At 42.8% G+C, this 18,292-nt stretch carries 14 protein-coding genes and 1 riboswitch; of the genes, 4 read left to right on the top strand and 10 right to left on the bottom strand.

Annotated elements, in window-relative coordinates:
* Positions 1–112 precede the first annotated feature (112 nt).
* The 4 genes from V6W81_RS14235 to V6W81_RS14220 all read right to left on the bottom strand — a co-directional run bounded on the left by V6W81_RS14235 (position 113) and on the right by V6W81_RS14220 (position 4,487).
* Positions 113–1,525, bottom strand: a complete 1,413-nt coding sequence (locus tag V6W81_RS14235) for an amino acid permease (RefSeq protein WP_338543851.1) — start codon at positions 1,523–1,525, stop codon at positions 113–115.
* Positions 1,526–1,974: 449 nt separating this feature from the next.
* Positions 1,975–3,342 (bottom strand): amidohydrolase family protein, encoded by a 1,368-nt coding sequence (locus tag V6W81_RS14230; protein ID WP_338543850.1) that lies wholly within the window; start codon positions 3,340–3,342, stop codon positions 1,975–1,977.
* Between the two features lie 357 nt (positions 3,343–3,699).
* Positions 3,700–3,894 carry a hypothetical protein gene (locus tag V6W81_RS14225; RefSeq protein WP_338543849.1) on the bottom strand — a complete coding sequence of 65 codons (195 nt, stop codon included), beginning with the start codon at positions 3,892–3,894 and terminating at the stop codon, positions 3,700–3,702.
* Complete coding sequence (locus V6W81_RS14220) at positions 3,891–4,487, bottom strand: hypothetical protein (protein WP_338543848.1); 597 nt, start codon at positions 4,485–4,487, stop codon at positions 3,891–3,893. Before V6W81_RS14220 ends, V6W81_RS14225 begins: the two co-directional genes overlap by 4 nt.
* A gap of 303 nt (positions 4,488–4,790) precedes the next feature.
* Positions 4,791–4,936: riboswitch (FMN riboswitch) on the top strand.
* A 146-nt stretch (positions 4,937–5,082) separates the two neighbouring features.
* On the opposite strand from V6W81_RS14220, the gene V6W81_RS14215 reads away from it, so the two are divergent.
* The 3 genes from V6W81_RS14215 (at position 5,083) to V6W81_RS14205 (ending at position 8,601) form a co-directional block, all read left to right on the top strand.
* Positions 5,083–6,063 (top strand): DMT family transporter, encoded by a 981-nt coding sequence (locus V6W81_RS14215; RefSeq protein WP_338543847.1) that lies wholly within the window; start codon positions 5,083–5,085, stop codon positions 6,061–6,063.
* Between the two features lie 171 nt (positions 6,064–6,234).
* Positions 6,235–7,731 (top strand): amidase, encoded by a 1,497-nt coding sequence (locus V6W81_RS14210; protein WP_338543846.1) that lies wholly within the window; start codon positions 6,235–6,237, stop codon positions 7,729–7,731.
* 492 nt (positions 7,732–8,223) lie between these two features.
* A complete protein-coding gene (locus tag V6W81_RS14205) occupies positions 8,224–8,601 on the top strand; it encodes a hypothetical protein (protein ID WP_239288711.1) in 378 nt (125 codons plus the stop codon).
* Positions 8,602–8,779: 178 nt separating this feature from the next.
* Here V6W81_RS14205 and V6W81_RS14200 read toward each other — a convergent pair whose 3' ends face one another.
* The 6 genes from V6W81_RS14200 to V6W81_RS14175 form a co-directional block, all read right to left on the bottom strand.
* Complete coding sequence (locus V6W81_RS14200) at positions 8,780–10,174, bottom strand: ATP-binding protein (protein ID WP_338543845.1); 1,395 nt, start codon at positions 10,172–10,174, stop codon at positions 8,780–8,782.
* Positions 10,175–10,363: 189 nt separating this feature from the next.
* Positions 10,364–10,579 carry a helix-turn-helix domain-containing protein gene (locus V6W81_RS14195; RefSeq protein ID WP_239288715.1) on the bottom strand — a complete coding sequence of 72 codons (216 nt, stop codon included), beginning with the start codon at positions 10,577–10,579 and terminating at the stop codon, positions 10,364–10,366.
* A gap of 11 nt (positions 10,580–10,590) precedes the next feature.
* Complete coding sequence (locus tag V6W81_RS14190) at positions 10,591–11,067, bottom strand: DUF2975 domain-containing protein (RefSeq protein WP_338543844.1); 477 nt, start codon at positions 11,065–11,067, stop codon at positions 10,591–10,593.
* A gap of 187 nt (positions 11,068–11,254) precedes the next feature.
* On the bottom strand, positions 11,255–13,312 hold the full coding sequence (locus V6W81_RS14185) for a beta-galactosidase (protein ID WP_338543843.1): 2,058 nt from the start codon (positions 13,310–13,312) through the stop codon (positions 11,255–11,257).
* Between the two features lie 139 nt (positions 13,313–13,451).
* Positions 13,452–14,972, bottom strand: a complete 1,521-nt coding sequence (locus V6W81_RS14180) for a response regulator transcription factor (RefSeq protein ID WP_338543842.1) — start codon at positions 14,970–14,972, stop codon at positions 13,452–13,454.
* Between the two features lie 19 nt (positions 14,973–14,991).
* Positions 14,992–16,761 (bottom strand): sensor histidine kinase, encoded by a 1,770-nt coding sequence (locus tag V6W81_RS14175; RefSeq protein WP_338543841.1) that lies wholly within the window; start codon positions 16,759–16,761, stop codon positions 14,992–14,994.
* Positions 16,762–16,998: 237 nt separating this feature from the next.
* On the opposite strand from V6W81_RS14175, the gene V6W81_RS14170 reads away from it, so the two are divergent.
* Entirely contained in the window at positions 16,999–18,273 is a 1,275-nt protein-coding gene (locus V6W81_RS14170; protein ID WP_430701357.1) for an ABC transporter substrate-binding protein, read from the top strand.
* The last annotated feature ends 19 nt before the right edge of the window (positions 18,274–18,292 follow it).

The raw sequence follows: 18,292 nt of genomic DNA, 5'->3' as shown, positions 1-18,292 counted from the left end.
TTTAGAATTCCTAACTCCAAAATACAAATAAAAAACCCCCTTACTTTTTTCGCACAAGCGAAAATTCAGGAGGTATGAACTATTTTGTTGCCATTTGATCTAAAGATTGATTTTACTCTTCGAATGACTTTGAGTTCAAATGACTGTGATGACGTCCGTATAAGAAATAAATCACCAGACCAATCAGCAACCAGATGAAGAACGTGATCCAAGTGAGCATCGCAAGTCGAGTCATAAGATACACACAGCCAATTGCGCTGAGAATTGGAATCCATGGGACGAATGGGACGCGGAAGCCACGTTTGAGATCAGGATTGTTTTTACGGAGCACGATAATCCCCAGACTGACCACTGCAAATGCAAACAATGTCCCGATGTTGGTCAACTCTGCCAGATGTCCGAGGGAGATGAAACCAGAAAATAACGCTACAACGATTCCCGCAACCCAGCTACCCAGGGCAGGAGTCTGGCTTTTGCCACTAACTTTCGAGAATACCGGAGATAACAATCCATCCCTTGACATGGAGTACAATAATCGTGTCTGACCATACATCATCACCAATAATACCGTTGTAATCCCCGTAATGGCACCAAGTGCTACGATCCAAGATAAGCCGTGCAAGTTAACAAATTCAAAGGCAAAAGCTACCGGATCGCTGACATTCAGCATATGGTACGGCACAATGCCCGTAAGGATTAGTGAAACGACAATATATAATACGGTACAGATCGCGAGTGAACCGATAATGCCAATCGGCAAATTGCGCTGAGGCATCTTCACTTCTTCCGCAGCGGTAGATACAGCATCAAATCCAATATACGCAAAGAATACCGTCGCCGCTCCAGCGGTAACACCCGAAATGCCAAAAGGCAGAAATGGCTGCCAATTATCAGGCTGAACATAGAACACACCAACACCGATAAAGATCAACACAACGATTATTTTTAACGCAACCATAATTCCATTGGCACGAGCCGCTTCTTTCACTCCTCGGGTTAACAAGAAGGTGATAATCAACGTAATGGTCGCTGCTGTGATATCAAAATACGTGCCCTTCTCTGGACTAAAGGCACTCGTTAGCTCATGAGGTAAGTGCAATCCGAATCCAGATAATAGACTTTGGAAATAACCAGACCATCCACTAGCAACTGCTGCACTTGCAAAACCATACTCCAGGATCAGATCCCATCCAAGAATCCAAGCGATCACTTCCCCAAAGGCAGTATAGCTATAAGTATAGGCACTTCCCGAAGCGGGTACACTTGAAGCAAATTCCGAATAACATAGTGCAGCAAAAGCACAGATTAGCCCTGCCAGCAAAAAGGAAAGGACTAGACCAGGCCCTGCGTATTTAGCAGCAGCCACACCTGTAAGAACAAATATACCTGTTCCGATAATTGCACCTACACCAAGAGTCATCACATCCAGCGGCCCTAACACTCTTTTCAGCGCACTACGTTCTTCCCCACTTACAGCAATGGGTTTCTTGCGAAACAATGAAGATTGTGACTCATTTTTGCTCATACATAATTTCCTCTCGTCGTGAAAGTATCACCTGTTCATCTGTTCTATAAAAAAGTGGTTTGTTCTATCTTATCGACCACCTATAAAAAACTAGTCAATTCTACACGTTATCGCGTTGCTTGATTAAATTTTTATTTAGAGAGATGTCGTATGTTGTGCTTTTTAACCGAAAATTATCATGTTATCTTGCCCGTGAAAGATAATAAAAATCGTTTTAAACGAAAACTGCGTATAATTTATATTATGCGCAGTTTTTATATCGCTATTTATAACTATATAATTGTTTCAATTCGTTGTTATATGAAGACTCGTGAATGACAGCTTATTTCGTTCATTTACGCTGTCCTTCTCTCACGAATCCTGTCTGATTAATGCTCGTTACGGGACAAAAAAAGACCGCATGATCCCATGCGGCTCTTGATTTACTTTACTTTTCTAATATCTCAAGGTTACGAAAATATGATCCGTTCTGCATCAGACATCTGATATTGCGTTAGAAGGTAGCTGGTACTCTCCATTGCCTGACGACGAACCCCATCTAAATCCACATGCAACAAGTTACCTTCCCTCTTCACCGGTTGACCTGCCACAAATACCGTATCCACGTTTGATGGATTGGCGAATTGTACAATGGCTCCAATCGGATCATGAACGGGGAACAAATTCAGATCCGTTGTACGAATCATAATCAGGTCGGCCTCTTTCCCTGGTGCCAGTGTGCCAATCTTATGCCCTAGTCCCAACGCTTGTGCGCCAGCCGATGTGGCGAATCTTAATACCTGACTCGACTGCAGGTTCAGTTCTCCAGGCATTTCTCCCTGCTGCAACAATTGTTCATTCACTCTCGACCGCTCTGCCTGCAAGGCAAACTTCATCTGAGAAAACATATCACCACCCGTGGATGTCACCACATCCACACCGAGTGTTGGCGTGCCTCCATTCTCCAGAAAATGTCCGGTCGCTGGGTATCCATGCCCCATCATCATCTCTACCTCTGGAGTAACCGAAAGCGATGCACCTTGATCGGCAAGCATTTTGTACTCATCGATCCCCATCGTATTGCCATGAACCACATTTATTCGCGGACTCAGTAGACCTGCCTCATGCAGCTTTGTCACTGACCGATCTACACTTCCCCAAGTCCCGAATCCTACATGCATGGAACAAATGGCATCTAGTTCCTCTGCAAGACGAATCTCCTTGACCGTTGTATCCCAATGACTGAACTCCGGCCCTCGAATAGCAAGTCCAAACGTCAGCAATTGATCACTTGATGAGAAATATTGTTGCTTCACTCTGCGTACATCGTTGGAGTATGTAAGAAAACTATCTCTATTCCAGTAATTCGTTTCACCAGGTACACCCTGAGCAAATACCGCTCGGATTCCCGCATCCTGAAGTCCATGAATCAATTCATCTGTGTGCTCTGGCGAATACGGCATACTCCAATCCAATACAGTCGTCACCCCTGCATTAAGCGCTTCCAAAGCTCCTAATAGATTAGCGATGTAGCTGTCTTGAGGACGAAGTTTGCTCCCCATGGCTCCATAATATAGATTCTGCAAATACACAGGCAGTGACCAGTTCGTGCCTGTTGTCTTAACCAACGACTCCCACACATGACGATGGGTATCTACAAGTCCCGGGAGTACAATCATATCAGATGCATCGATAATCTCGGCTTCTGCACACTCCAGATCAGGCTTAATAGCTATAATGATAGAACCCTCAATTAAGACATCGGCTCTTTTGTACTGACCAACCGAGGCATCCATTGAAACAACACAACCATTTTTCAGCAAGTAACTTTTCCCCATTAGACACATCTCCAATCATAATGTTTTGGATATGGCTTGCATGATGGTATGATTCAGTGCTGAACGACATTATTACACAACTTATTTTTATAAAGTATATATGTATTATATAGTTACATCTCTAGATTTGCAAATTTTGGAATTAAAAAAACCTTGAGTAGCAGGTAGCTATGCAAGGTTTTATGAATTCATTTATTCGCATGCCGTCTAGTTCTGAAAACATATCATCAGATGCCCTACATATCCATTTAAAAAATCCATAATTATGACTTCCATAACCGCAACATACTTCAATACATATTTATTTCATCTATGAATTCTTCTGATTATAGTTTAATGGAATTGAGTAAACTTAGACTATTCTTTCCACCAGAATATTTTTAATTTTGGGTTCTTGCCTTCACCTTCATAATAATTCACTTCACCTTGCCCTGGAATTACATCGTATTGTTCTACAACTGAAGGAAATGGTGAACCAATGAATTTCATTCCTAAAAATAACGTAACTCCGATCACAACAACCCCAATTAAAGTTGCAAAAACTCGTTTCACTTGGTCACCTCCTCATCGAGGTATCTTTCTTCCGCTCCAAATAGTTTGTCTGCAACTAGCTTCCCATCTTGATTGAAAGCCCGTATTGTCCATGTATCTTCAGTGTACTCATTCAAGACAAACAGTGCGTATAGATCCGACATCTCTTTAAGATGGTATACATCTGGGCTAGCTTTCACATCCTGAAGAGATAGCTCATACGTTTGTGAAGGCAAAAGATTCTCCATGTGATTGCCAATGGCTATATATTTGATATTGGATTCTGAGGCAGCTTTAACACCAACGACAAAATGGTCACGATTACCATAACCAGTAGTTTCAAATGGCTTATCTTGCTCATCGAAGTAATCCCACGAACCTCCGCCATAACGGTGCAAGAAACCAAACCTTTCTTCTAATAATGCTATCCCGAAGGTTCTATCTTGATTATCTTCAAAATAAACCACTTGGCCGTAACCATCGATATGCTCTGATTTCAAAATATCGGCATCACGAGGTATGGCTTTTGCTTCATCAATATGAAAACCTTGCATAGCCCCAAACCCCAATATCATAAGCAAACATATAACAGTTATAATGAAACCTTTTCGCAAAAGTATACCTCCCATTGATTGATCGCTGTCCTAATTAAATTTGTTCAATCTAGTTCATAAGCCAATTGTCATGCCACACTGTTTCACCACAATTAGAATGTTTCAGACGCTTCTACTAATATTAACATAATTATACATCCAAATATTAAATGATCCATATCATGCCGGTCAGATTGTTCTTCTTCGCAGACAGCAAGGAAGCTGGAATATCGTCTTCTGAAAAAAACACTTGAACTGCTAGCGCTTACAAGATTAAGATGAAATAATTGATGTTACAACTTGTTCAACACACTAACAATTGAATAGGATCTTCGGGGTAGGGTGCAATTCCCAACCGGCGGTGATGTTCCTCGGAACCAGCCCGCGACTCGCTGACTGATATAGCTATCAGCGACTGACTTGGTGAGACTCCAAGGCCGACGGTATAGTCCGGATGAGAGAAGATCAACACATGTCATGCCGTTTTACGGGAAGTCCTCTTCCCTGACGACATATGCATGGATGAGCCCCCGTTTATTTGGTGATTCACCAGAACGGAGGCTTTTGTCGATTTTGCCAACTGAAGATTCCGTGTTCTGACGAAGGAGTCCTGAATATGGAAAAGAATCAAACTGCCTCAACGGTCTATCGGAAAGAACGAAGTAACACTGGATTCTGGCTTGTTGTAATCGGCGCTGCGTTATGGGGCGTAGATCCGTTGTTCCGTATTATTTTGCTTCAGACGATGACCTCAACTCAAATTGTACTTATTGAGCACATCATTGTAAGTCTAGTCGCCATTCCTGTCTTATGGAAATTCCGTTCAGACCTGAAAAATCTACGTGCTAGACACTGGGTTGCTGTAATCTTCATTTCCTGGGGCGGATCAGCACTAGCAACGGTGTTATTCACTATGGCGCTAACCAATAACGATCCCAATACCGTTCTCTTGTTGCAAAAAATGCAACCCTTGTTCGCCATTGTACTCGCGAAGCTGCTTTTGAAAGAAACGTTACCACGTCGCTTCGGCGGACTTTTCTTCATTGCACTTGCAGGAACCTATCTGCTCACGTTTGGATTCACACTTCCTCTCGGAAACTGGAACACCTGGATTCATGCAGGTAGCCTGTTATCCTTGGGAGCCGCTGCTCTATGGGGCGGATCTACGGTGATGGGACGATTAATGTTAGGGCAAGCAAGATATGAGACCGTTACTTCTCTCCGGTTCGTAGTCGCTCTGCCGCTTCTCTTCTTGATGACATGGCATGAAGGAGCAGCATGGACATTCCCCTCCGGAACAGGTGAACAAGCGGCCGTCGTGCTTAATGTATTAGGTCAAGCTTTATTGCCTGGACTATTGAGCTTGCTGTTATATTATAAAGGCTTATCCTCTACAAAAGCCTCTGTCGCTACGCTAGCGGAACTTAGTTTCCCGATGGCGGGTGTTCTGGTGAACTGGATCGCTTTCCGTACGTTGATTACATGGGAACAACTCCTTGGTTTTATCCTAATATGGATTGCACTCTTTGCGATTTCCAGACAGCAGGAGCGGTCAGCAAGTGTTGCTGATGCTGCCCCTAAGCTTCGTACAGAATAATTATCTACGCAGGATGCATCCCTAACATATATATCAATTTCTCAAACGTTATATAAAGAACATAGCACTGTATATCCCACTGGATGAACAGTGCTTTTGTTTTTTCAGCAATCCGATGGTACGATGACATATGAAACACTTGATATCCATCTTAGAAAGGAATGATGCGTAATGTCTTCATTTTCATATACATCTTACGATGCTATTGGTTTAGCAGAGCTTGTACGCTCCCGAGAAGTATCTCCCATTGAACTGCTCGAAGCAGCATATGCAAGACTCGAGGAAGTGAATCCACAGCTTAATGCGGTAATTCGTACATATGAAGTACAAGCTCGTCAGGAAGCAAGCATGATTCGCCCAGGAGTGCAACCTTTTGCTGGTGTTCCCCTGCTACTCAAGGACATCTCTCAATCACTAGAGGGTCAGATCCTAACTTCAGGCTCTCGTCTTCTTCAAGATCATCGAGCGTTACGAAGTTCTAACTTTGTCTCTCGATTACGTGAAGCTGGTTTTATTATGATCGGACATACGAACACGCCAGAGTTCGGGCTGAAAAATATTACCGAGCCCCATTTACACGGCCCAACACGCAATCCATGGAATACGAATCATTCTCCTGGAGGTTCAAGCGGGGGCGCCGCTGCGGCAGTAGCATCCGGAATTGTACCTCTAGCCGGTGCCAGTGACGGAGGGGGTTCTATCCGCATCCCTGCTTCCTTCAGCGGGTTGTTTGGTCTGAAGCCAACACGTGGACGTACTCCAGTAGGACCAGGTGTTGGTCGTCAATGGCAAGGCGCTTCGATTGATTTTGCATTATCTCGAACTGTCCGGGACAGCGCTGCGCTGCTAGATACGTTGCAAGTTATTCAACCAGAAGCTGCATTTCATGCTCCCCTCTTTCCTGGCAGTTACTTGGCAGATCTGAATTATCCTCATCAACGCAAATTAAAAATTGCTTATACTACCGATTCTCCAGTAGGGACTTCTGTAAGTGAGGAAGCCATACAAGCCGTATATAAGGTCGTTCGTTGGTTGGAGGAGCAAGGTCATGAGGTTGAAGAGAAGTTAAGTCCAGTTAATGGCGTACGGTTGATGGAAAACTATTATATGATGAACAGCGGTGAAATGGCTGCGATGATCGCTTCTATGGAGCACGCTATGGGTAGAGAGCTCACGGCAGACGATATGGAGATCGAGTCATGGGTTCTCGCTGAAGCGGGCAAAAAAGTATCTGCAGCGGAGTTTGTGCATAGTTTAGCGGAATGGGATGTTGCGGCGGCACAAATGTCTAACCTGTTCACCCGTTATGACTTCTATGTTACGCCAGTTAATGCTTATCCAGCACCTCAGATTGGAGAGCTCACGCCTCATGCGGAGCAGATTCAGCATCTAATGCGAATAAGCGATCTGGACAAGCTAGAGCAGCAGCAATTGATCTATGAAATGTTCGAACCAAGTCTTACGTACACTCCTTATACCCAGCTTGCAAATCTAACGGGTCAGCCTGCTATGAGCGTGCCTGTTCATATGACATCTGAAGGTTTACCGATGGGTGTTCAGGTAATGGCCACCAAAGGCCGCGAAGACTGGCTGTTGCATCTTGCTGGACAACTTGAGGCATCCGATCTCTGGATTGGCATGGAAGGTAACCCGCTGTTTCCTTCATGATCTCTGATTAGAGTTAATTTAATTGAAGTTATTAAGGTTATTGAAGTTACTGACTCACTACTAGATAAGCTGCTGCAATCATGTTAAAGCGATTGTAGTAGCTTATTTATATCTGCAAGTTATTCTTAGTTTGTCTGTAAGATCATAGAGAAATGGAATGAGAACTCCAATGAGATGCGGTCAATAACCTATCAATCGAATTATAATTGAAACAGGAAGAATGTAAAATAAAACTATATCACCCTCTTATTTTACATTTTTACATAATATCAAACTCTAGTATTTTTTTATAATATATAATAAAATATCAATGTTAGTTTACATAATATTTATGTTGTTAACAAATATTATTCTAAGTTTATTACTCTATCTATCTTTATGCTTTTGACAGGTTAGATTCGTCCACGCGTTTGTCATCTCTCTTACATAGGATGTTTCATGGCATCTCCTATATCCAGGATGCGTGCCTACTATGTTAAGGAGGTATTCAATATGACTAACAAAAATGCTTCAATCTCTCAGATCATCTATCCCCGCTTAACCGTGTATAGTGAAGAGAATTTCAGGGGATTGAGAAGAGTCTACCGTGGCAACCTTGGCATTAGAGATATTGATTCAGTTCTGACAGGTATTGAAAGTTTGCGCTTCTTCTCTACCAATCCGAACGCTACTCTTGTCTTGTTTGATCGTTCTAGTTTCAGAGATAATTTCGTTGTACTGCGTGGCAACCGCAGCATTCGGGAATTGGATGACTTTCTGCGCAGAGGAGATGTTGAATCTCTAATCGCATCCAATGAGCGACTGACACTGGCTCAGATTCGCAAAATTAGACGTACAGGCAACTTGCCCCCTGGCTACCGTCTGATCTAATATCAGAATTCCATTTTAATAGATGCAGCCAACTCTTCTATAATTCCGAAAATCACACTTGCTGATCTTACCGACACTCTAACTAGCGTTGCAATAAGCCTCATCACCAAACAAAAAGGCAGTTCGTTCTTTAAGAACGACTGCCTTTCCTCTATTAAACTAGTATGGTGGTGCCAGTTCAGAGATCAACCTCCAGATATGCATTAAATTCCGCGGTAAACGTGATTGTGGTACCTGGGATGTCCTTCTGCTCGTCTTCGAGGCGTATTTCTCCGTTCATCAGTTCGATGATCCGTTTGCAGATCGCTAACCCAAGACCTGTTCCTTCTGTTCGTCGGGTAATACTGTTATCCACTCGGGAAAAAGGCAGAAACAGCTGGCTTCGCTTGTCCTGGGGGATTCCAGTCCCCGTATCCTGAATGGTAACTTGCATTTTAAGCTTGCTATCATCGGTATTTAGAAGCACAACATCAATCGTAATGCTTCCTGCAGGTGTAAATTTCACGGCATTTCCTAATAAATTCAGCAATACCTGTCTGAATCGACCATCATCTCCAACAACAATCTGAGGAATACGAGTATCTATGGAAATATTCACTTGAAGATTTTTATCCGAGATAGCGGTATGAAGGATATCCAATGTTTCTTTAACGGATTCACGAGGATTGAAAGGCTCAATCAACAATTGATCATAGCTTGATTCCAATTTATTAAAATCCAAGATGTCATTTACGATACGAAGTAGAGACTTTCTGCTGCTTTGTATTGTGGTGACATACTCTCTCTGTTCTGCATTCAGATCCGTAGCTGCTAACAATTCCGAGATGCCCAGCAATCCATTCATCGGTGTTCTAATCTCATGATTCATCGTTGTTATGAAATCACTTTTAACTTGACTAGCCGTTTCAACGGCTTCTTTTTCGATCATCAGATGCTTTTGTTCATATAACAACTGACTTTGTACCGATAACGACGGAAAAATCACGTCTTCCGAAGCTTTGTAATGATACAGAGGTGATTTCACGAACTCCAGATCCGTCATCATGTATTCATGTTCTCTCATCAATTTAGTCTGTACAGAAGAAGAGATCATTTCCGTATTGTACGCACAGACCGATAACATTCCATAGTCTTGAACAACGCATGTCGTTTGCCGTTCATAGGTGACTAAATTATCTAGAATCTGCTTTTCCGGATGATCTCCCCATGTCATCACATTTGCCCACGTCCGAATAGGCTTGTTTTGCTCCTGTATGTCGCCCATGATATCTTCAAAATGGGCAAGAATGTGTTGGAATTCGAAATTACCATGTTCTCCATAGTACTCTATATTGTTAGCATAATGAAGATATTGAAGCTGATCATGAGGTACGCTGCCTTTAAGCTTTTGCAGAATCTTATGGTATGTGGCAGTTTGCTCAATAAGTAATATATGATGACCTTGATCGATCCCCGTCATGATGTAAGATACGGCATTATCAACATAACAATTGAAATCCTCAAAAAAATAAATAATATGTCCCCCGTTCGTGACCTCAGTCAACGAATTCAAAGGAATGGCTCGTTTGCTCATATAAGGACTCCTTAATGCTTGCCTTTACTATCTACTACTATAGAGGATAAAACGATACGCGTCTAATTGATTTTCACTTCGTTCAGGTGATATATCGCTTTTCCGTACTAAAAAAAGAGGATGACTCCTAATTTTATAGGGATCATCCTCCAAATACTTAAAGCACTATTTTCCATTTGCATACATCTCTCATTCGTCTTCATCAGCTTGGTATTCTAATATATCACCCGGCTGACAATCTAGCGCCTTACAAATCGCTTCTAAAGTAGATAATCGAATCGCCTTTGCCTTACCATTTTTTAAGATAGACATATTAGCCAAGGTAATTTCAACCTTCTCAGAAAGTTCTGTTACGCTCATTTTCCTTTTCGCTAACATGACATCAATATTGATTATAATGGCCATGCTATTTCACCTCAAATAATTAAGTCATTCTCTGATTTGATCTCGATCGCTTCTTGTAAAAGCATTTGCAGAACTGCAGCAAAAACGGCAATGACCATCGAAGCGAAGATCGGTACCATCCCCATAAGAATGAGTCCTGGAGCATCGTCTTTTTCTGCTACGAGAAAAACGAATGGCAGTATGACAACGTACAATGCGGTAATTATAGTTGCACAGAATTTTATTTTCTTCAAAGCCTGCACAGAGTTATTCGAGAACGCATTATTTTTATCAATATAAGTCAGAAGGCGGAATGCATGATACAACGCTACGAAGAAGGGAACTAATGTTACGAACAAGATGATTAAAATAGGATACAGTAACCCGGCATAGACTGGATTCACAGGATGGTTAGCTAACCAAGGTATACCTAATACACATAGAGCAAGCGCCGGCATTCCAATAAAAAATACAGCGATCTTCAACAAAAAAGTAGAACCTCGTTTCATCTTAAGCACCTCACACAAAATTATATTCTAAATATAGCAGCTGATTTATCGTTTTACAATAAATATTTATTATACATCATTATATTATTGTTGTTATTTTCTTATACTTCCGATTTAAACACAAGCACAAAAAGAGCATTTCTTATCATAAGAAATGCTCTTGAACTGCTTCAAGGTATTAAGATATTTATTTCTTCAGCACCCATACTCCATAAGGCTCTAGTGTAACCGTCCCCTGAAGTTTGCTGCCTTGAAGCAACTCTTCTGTTGGCACATGGAGTTTAATCTCGGCCTCTTCACTACTGTAATTCAGTAAGAATACGAGTTCTTCCTGATCATCTGCACGTATAGCGACCTCAACCGTATCAGGTAGCTCGCACCAGTTTTTGAGTGGAGACACAATCTGAAGCTCACTTAACAACTGGGCAGCTATGGACAGATCAAAGGCAGCTCCCCAATAATAAACCTTACCCTCGCCAACCCGATTAACCGTCAGTGCTGGTTTACCTTTATAATAACTAGAAGCATACGTGCCTAAGACTTTAACTGTATCTGCGTGTACCCGCAGGATATCATTGAAGCTTGGAGCGTCAAACAGGTTCGTATGTTGGTTCAGCTGTACACTAACTGGACTAGCTGTACCGTTAACCATTGTAAAATCCTCAACCTGTATGCCACTCAGTTCTGCAATGGGACCTGGCAACGGCTGCATACGGCAATGACCAGACTCATTTTTATACCCTGTCCGGCAACCAAATACAACCGACCCACCATTCTCTACGTATTTCTGAAGCATTGCGGCTGTATCCTCTCGTATAATGGCAGGATGTGGGTAGATTAATACCTGATATTTGGTAAGATCCTGCAGTTGTTCCATTTCAGCTCCCGGACGAACGGTCACTACGTCTGTTGGAATATGTGCATATTGAAGCGCTTTAAACCAACTTAACTCGCTTGGTCTGGTTAATGATCCGTGCCATTGATCCAGCTCCCCATCCCATTCGTTATCATAGTCACGCAGCATGGCTACTTGCGCAACATAACGCTTACCAACAATACGTTCTCCCACCTTTTGCAATTCCTTACCCACAAGCCCAGCTTCTGCAACCCGACGATTCGGCTGATTATGGTAGTCATTAATTCCATGCCAATATATTTCGGTACCGATCGTAGCCGTTCTCCAGCGGAAGTACAATACCATGTCAGCACCATGAGCAATACTCTGATACGCCCACAAGCGCATTTGCCCTGGATGTGGAGATGGCATTTGCATTCGGTTCACCCAGCCACCAGGACCCGACTGCTGCTCTAGTACAGCAAAATTAGGTGATATATCTCTGACATTACTCAGGGAAAGGCTCCATTTCCGATCAAGCAACGGCTGTTCTCCTGAATCAGGATAGATGGTGCTGAATTGCGGATAAGAATCATACGACATGAAATCCAAAATCTCATCGGACATTCGGTGGCTATCTAGATGCCCAAATAAGCCATTCGTTGTAACCCATTGGTTAGGTGCTTCTGCTCTTAGAATGTCACCTTGGAGTTTCGCGAATGAAATGGTGTTATCCGAAATAAAGCGTTTCTCATCCAATGCCTGATGTGGATTAGGTGAATCGGATACCGTTGGACGAATGAGGTGCACCTGATCCCAATGATCATACGTCTGATTCCAAAAGACTGTGCCCCACGCTTGATTCAAGCTTTCCAATGTGCCGTATTTTTGTTGCAGCCACCGCCGAAATGCAAGATGATCCGCTTCAGCATAAAATACGTTTGTTTCACAATTCAGTTCATTATCAATTTGCCATCCGATAATCGCAGGATGATCCTTGTAATGCTGAGCCATTTCTCTTGTAATCCGCGCGCATAGCTCTAGATATATAGGACTACTATAATTATAGTGTCTACGCTGTCCATGATGATATGTAGTGCCTTCCATTGAGACGTTCAACACTTCAGGATACTTATGTGTAAGCCATGCTGGTGGCGTAGCCGTCGGCGTTCCCATTATCACTTTCATGTCCAATGTAATCGCTTGCTCAAGAAAGCGGTCGAAGAATTCGAAACTGAATTGCCCTTCCTGTGCCTCAAAAATAGACCATGCAAACTCTCCGATCCGAATGAGATCAAAGCCCATTTCCTTCATTCTTCCTAGATCATCTGCCCATAACGATTCATCCCAATGCTCAGGATAGTAACAAGCTCCCATATAAAATCGTTTTAGATCCAATGCATTTCGCATAATGTCAGTCTCCCTTAACCAGGTTGCTATATTTATTAACAAACTATTTAACTATTGACCTTATTTAATATTAAGGCATTCTATCCAAATTTCAAGGCATTTGGTCACAAAATACTTCTGTGTATTCATCACCCTATTGTCATTTGAACTTCGTGCTAAGCAGGCGTTCCTTATATTCCGTCGGACTAACGCCTGTATATTCCTTGAATACTTTGGAGAAATAATGCTGATCGCTGAACGATAACAGCTCCGATAGTTCTTTGAATTTCATGTTGGGTTGACTGGCCATCAATCTGCAAGCTTCCTTCATTCGAAGTTCGGTATAATATTGTACGAAAGTGCGTTGTGTGACCTGTTTAATGATCCTACTGATATATGAAGGGCTGACATGAAATTTCAATGAAATATCGCTAATGGACAAGGAGGCATAACGATTGGTTTTGACGTATTCGTCAATCTGCTCGAACAGCAGCTCACCACTCTTCCGCCCTTGGGAGTGCAGCATGTCGAAGCATTGAGCTGTCCATTCAAGTAGCGCACGTCCAAAATCCTCATACGTCTTTACTTCAAAACATTGTTTGGCTCTAAGCTCCAAAGCTAATCGCATGCCTGATCCTCGTTCTTCATAGAGATGTGCAAAGGTGTCCACCACAAGTGCTACAAAACGCTCAATCTCTGTCCAATGTGCATTCTCCTCAGCCCATCGATTCATCAGTTCAGACAGCTTGAGTGCAAATGCCTCCTTCCGGCAAGCTTGTATCATATGCACAAAAGTAGATTCTAACAAGGAGTCCATACAGCTTGTTTCTGATCTTGCCATCGAGACGGGATTTCCCGTATCCAGCACCAGCCCATGCTTTAATCGCTGCTGGGTCGTTAATATTGAAGTGATCCGGTAATAGAGCTCTGGTAACTGATCCACATCAGCGGACATCAGCTGTCCCCCAATGATTCCATCCAGCCCCTCTTCATACAGGTGCCGCCGTAATGATTCAAGACATTCATGCATGGAAGAATACCAATCCAGTGCTCCTCTATTAGCCAGAATAATATATTGGTACGAAGTTTGTGTGAGTAGTACCTGGCATGGCTGAGCACGGAAAAACTCCGCTAAACTTCGCTCTAATGTCTCCGAAGTCCAACGATCCATTCCCAGACTGAAAGGTTGCTTGCGAAGAATGATTATCATATGAGAGTATAGCGGGAATTCCTCGCCAAACGTAAGTTCAGCATAACATTCTGGGTCAACGATCTCTTGCAATTCTTGCAAGCTCCTGGATATAAGCCGATCAAGCTGCTCCACGATCCTTCCCATCACTTCCTCCAATGCCTCCCGCTCTACAGGTTTTAATAAATAGTCGAACACCTGCAGGTTCAATGCTTTGCGTGTATACTCAAAATCGCTGTAGCCGCTGATCAACACCACCTTGAGATAGGGGTTTGCAAGCTTGGCTTGCTCAATCAGCGATAAGCCATCCATCTTAGGCATTCTAATATCCGTTAACAACAGATGAATCGGTTCCTGCCGAATGATCGCCAGTGCCTCCTCACCGTTAGTTGCTGTAGCCGTCACTTGCAGCGGTAAATTCAATGTGTCCAGATGTGTTCTGATATTGCGCAGTATCGGTTTACTATCCTCGACAATCATAACGTTATACATTGGTGTCTGCCCTCCCCATTTAATAAAAGTCCTTGGTTAACGAGCCGATGATTTGAATCGTTGCTCCCTTTGCTCCATGCCCTTGATTATTGAAAATATTAAAAAATAGCCGGTTGCTATACATCAGTTTGAGCCGATTAACGCTATTAACAATACCCATATTGCCGAGTCCGGTCTCTTGGTTATTTATCATGGTGGTTCCCGAGCGGGATTGCTGAATATTCGCGAGAATCTCTTGAATCTTCTCAGGCGTGAAGCCATCTCCATTGTCTCTGATCTCTAGCGCCCATAATCCGTTATATTGCTTCACCGTAATCTGGATATGCCATGGCGGAGATGTATGGCAAAAGGCATGTTCAATGCAATTCTCTACAAAAGGCTGGATGACCAGGCGTGGTAAACGGACTTCTTTCGCTAATAGATCCGCATCGATATCCCACTCCAGATCGTCTTCATATTTTTGTTGAACCAGTGATAGATAATGTCTTGTATGCTCAAGCTCTTCGGATAAGGTCACATGTGCGTAAGGAGAAGATACGATATAACGCAGGCTCTCTGAGAGATGCTTACACATATCCGAAACCACCTTTGTTTTGCCCTCTTGAGCAGCAATGCTGATCAAATAAAGAACGTTATGGATAAAGTGAGGCGCTATTTGAGCCTGAAGTGCTGAATTTCTTGCTTTTACCTCTTCATGTAGCGCCGTTTTCTCACGGTCAATCGATTGTTGTAGCCGTTCCATTAGATCCTGGAATGCTTCATTCAACAACAGCAGATCATTGTTTTTGGGCCGATCATCGACCTTTAAATTGAGATTGCTGTAGTTGATACGCCAAATTTGACTGCGAAGTTTACGGATTGGAAGCAATAGATTGCGAGTAGATAAGTAAATATAGACGAAAGAAATAAGCATTAATGCTGTAATCAGCAAAATCGAGATGGTTTGAACCTTCTGGATCGAGCCAAATACCGACTTGCTAGGCGTAACAATATATGTAACCCAACCGGTGCTAGGAGATGTGGAGTACGTGATGTAATTGTTATGTTCATCCACTTCCAGTCCCTCCTCCAATTGTGGCTTTGTCCATTGCATCGCTTGGGTTCCAAGCTCAATACCTGTCATCTGCTCTCCTTGCTGGTTCAAGATATAAACTTCACCGGCTGAGATGCCTTCGGTAAAACTTTGAATCACCCTTTGATCCATCTGGATGCACAGATAACCGTAGACTTTACCATTCTGATCATTCACCGTCCGAACAAATGAGATCGTATCTCCTTGGCGGAGCAGAACAAAACCGCTTCCTGCCCACTCTCGTCCAACCTTACTATCTCCCAGCAACGTGTGAATAGATACTGGCGGTTGACCTGAACCTAAGTATGACGTAAGAAGTATACCTTGCTTGTCATATATGGACATGTCCTTAATATTCATACTCGGCCCAATCGCTTGAAAAATAATGTCTTTAAGCTTCCGAATTTGTTTCAGCCGCTCGTAATCACTATGTGCAGAAGAACTCTTGTCCATCGTGGCAAAGATGTCTTTGCTAGACAAGATTCGCTGCGAGAGCTGATTCTGTTGATCCATGTACAGATCTACTTGTTCTCTCACTTTAGTCGTAGTCACCAGTGTATCCTGCACTGTTTTTTGTTTCAGTGGGCGAATGACAACGACATTAACATATACAAGAAAACAACATAGAACAAACAAAAGTAATGCCAAAAAGGTTAGAAAAACCTTGGTTTGCAAACTGAATTGCGTGGATCTATGTATGAATTTTGTCATTTTCATTGCGAGTCTCCTTTCACATCTAGACGTCCAATTCATTCGTTCACGCTTAACTGTATCATGGGATTATATGAAATGATAGCGATTTCAAGTTCAGGATTTTACACATTAACCTTCAAGCACAGACATGTACCTGGGGGAAGGAAAAATTTATAATCGGGGATGTAAACGGATTCAATCATAAGTAATCAAGGGGGATTCACATTGAAGATACTTAAACGAAAAAAGGTTGCTACGGTGATGCTGGCTAGTTTACTAACCATCTCATTAACCGCTTGTGGAGCTGGTGATTCCAGCACGGGAAGTTCGTCGGGCGGGGATAATAAAGCAAAGGTCACACTGGAATTAGCCATCTCCAAGAGCTCTCAGGATTCAGCTTTTATCCAACAAGATATCCTTGATGAGTTCGAGAAACAGACGAATGTACGCGTCAATCTACAATTAATCCCTGCCGAGCAGACAACTACTGTGCTTCAGACAAAGCTTGCGGTAGACGAAACGCCAGATATCATCCAATACAATCTAGCCAGTGCAGTGACCGATCTCAATCTTGAACGCAATTTCGAGATTCTCGATGACGAGCCTTGGGCGAGCCGTATTGTAAATAAGGACGTACTTTCGGCTGGTGGTCACATCTACAGCTTCCATGTCAGCCAAGATACGGGGATGCAAGGCGTCGTATATAACAAACAGATCTTTGAAGAACTTGGTTTAACAATCCCCACCACCTATGAGCAGTTTCTCGCGGTCTGCGAAAAAATCAAAGCTAGCGGTATTACACCCGTATTCATGCCATACAAGGATGCTTGGGCTGCCAACATCTGGCCTGCTGCCGCTTTTGCTGATTTTGTAGCGAAAAATGAACCAACCTTTTTTGATGACCTGAATAGCAACAAGAAGAAGTGGTCTGACATTCCAGAATTCAAGACCTTCTTGGAACAGCAGTACGAAGTGTACACCAAGGGGTACACCAACACTGATGTACTCAGCGACAGCTATGATATGGCCGTGGGTAAATTCCTGAACAAAGAAGTGGCTATGATGTTTATGGGCGATTGGTTGATTGAAGGCGTTGCTGAACAGGATCCAAGTATGGAGCTAGGTGTATTCCCGATTCCATCGACTGAAGATGCAAGTCTAGGGGCAAGTCCACTAGGTGGGCAGTTATTTATTCCGAAGAAATCCAAACATCTGGAAGAGGCTAAACAGTTCCTCGACTTTATCGCTTCCAAAGATGTAGCTCAACAGATCGTAGATTCCAAAGGCTATGTATCAAACTTCAATGATGTGACAACACCGGAACTGCCGGCATACAAACAAGATATCGTAGACAACTATATTACGCCGAAAAAAACAGTTCTGACGACAGATGCATACATGTTAGTGGATCGCAGCGAACTGTACCGTTTGTTGCAGGATCAATTCGCAGGTGGCTTAACGCCAGAAGAAGTACTGCAATCATGGGATGAGAAATTCAGCCAATTGATGCAGGATAAAGGTGTAGCTGGATTCTAAGAAATACACCATTGTTGAA

The organism is Paenibacillus tundrae (genome assembly GCF_036884255.1).
Lineage (GTDB): Bacteria > Bacillota > Bacilli > Paenibacillales > Paenibacillaceae > Paenibacillus.
Note: the sequence above shows the minus strand (reverse complement) of the source record. Positions and strands in the feature narration are given on the sequence as shown.

Coding starts and splice junctions, on each gene's coding strand:
- V6W81_RS14180 (WP_338543842.1), bottom strand. CDS start 14,972: ATGTATAACGTTATGATTGTCGAGGATAGTAAACCGATACTGCGCAAT.
- V6W81_RS14195 (WP_239288715.1), bottom strand. CDS start 10,579: ATGGCCATTATAATCAATATTGATGTCATGTTAGCGAAAAGGAAAATG.
- V6W81_RS14235 (WP_338543851.1), bottom strand. CDS start 1,525: ATGAGCAAAAATGAGTCACAATCTTCATTGTTTCGCAAGAAACCCATT.
- V6W81_RS14215 (WP_338543847.1), top strand. CDS start 5,083: ATGGAAAAGAATCAAACTGCCTCAACGGTCTATCGGAAAGAACGAAGT.
- V6W81_RS14190 (WP_338543844.1), bottom strand. CDS start 11,067: ATGAAACGAGGTTCTACTTTTTTGTTGAAGATCGCTGTATTTTTTATT.
- V6W81_RS14170 (WP_430701357.1), top strand. CDS start 16,999: ATGCTGGCTAGTTTACTAACCATCTCATTAACCGCTTGTGGAGCTGGT.
- V6W81_RS14205 (WP_239288711.1), top strand. CDS start 8,224: ATGACTAACAAAAATGCTTCAATCTCTCAGATCATCTATCCCCGCTTA.
- V6W81_RS14175 (WP_338543841.1), bottom strand. CDS start 16,761: ATGAAAATGACAAAATTCATACATAGATCCACGCAATTCAGTTTGCAA.
- V6W81_RS14200 (WP_338543845.1), bottom strand. CDS start 10,174: ATGAGCAAACGAGCCATTCCTTTGAATTCGTTGACTGAGGTCACGAAC.
- V6W81_RS14210 (WP_338543846.1), top strand. CDS start 6,235: ATGTCTTCATTTTCATATACATCTTACGATGCTATTGGTTTAGCAGAG.
- V6W81_RS14230 (WP_338543850.1), bottom strand. CDS start 3,342: ATGGGGAAAAGTTACTTGCTGAAAAATGGTTGTGTTGTTTCAATGGAT.
- V6W81_RS14185 (WP_338543843.1), bottom strand. CDS start 13,312: ATGCGAAATGCATTGGATCTAAAACGATTTTATATGGGAGCTTGTTAC.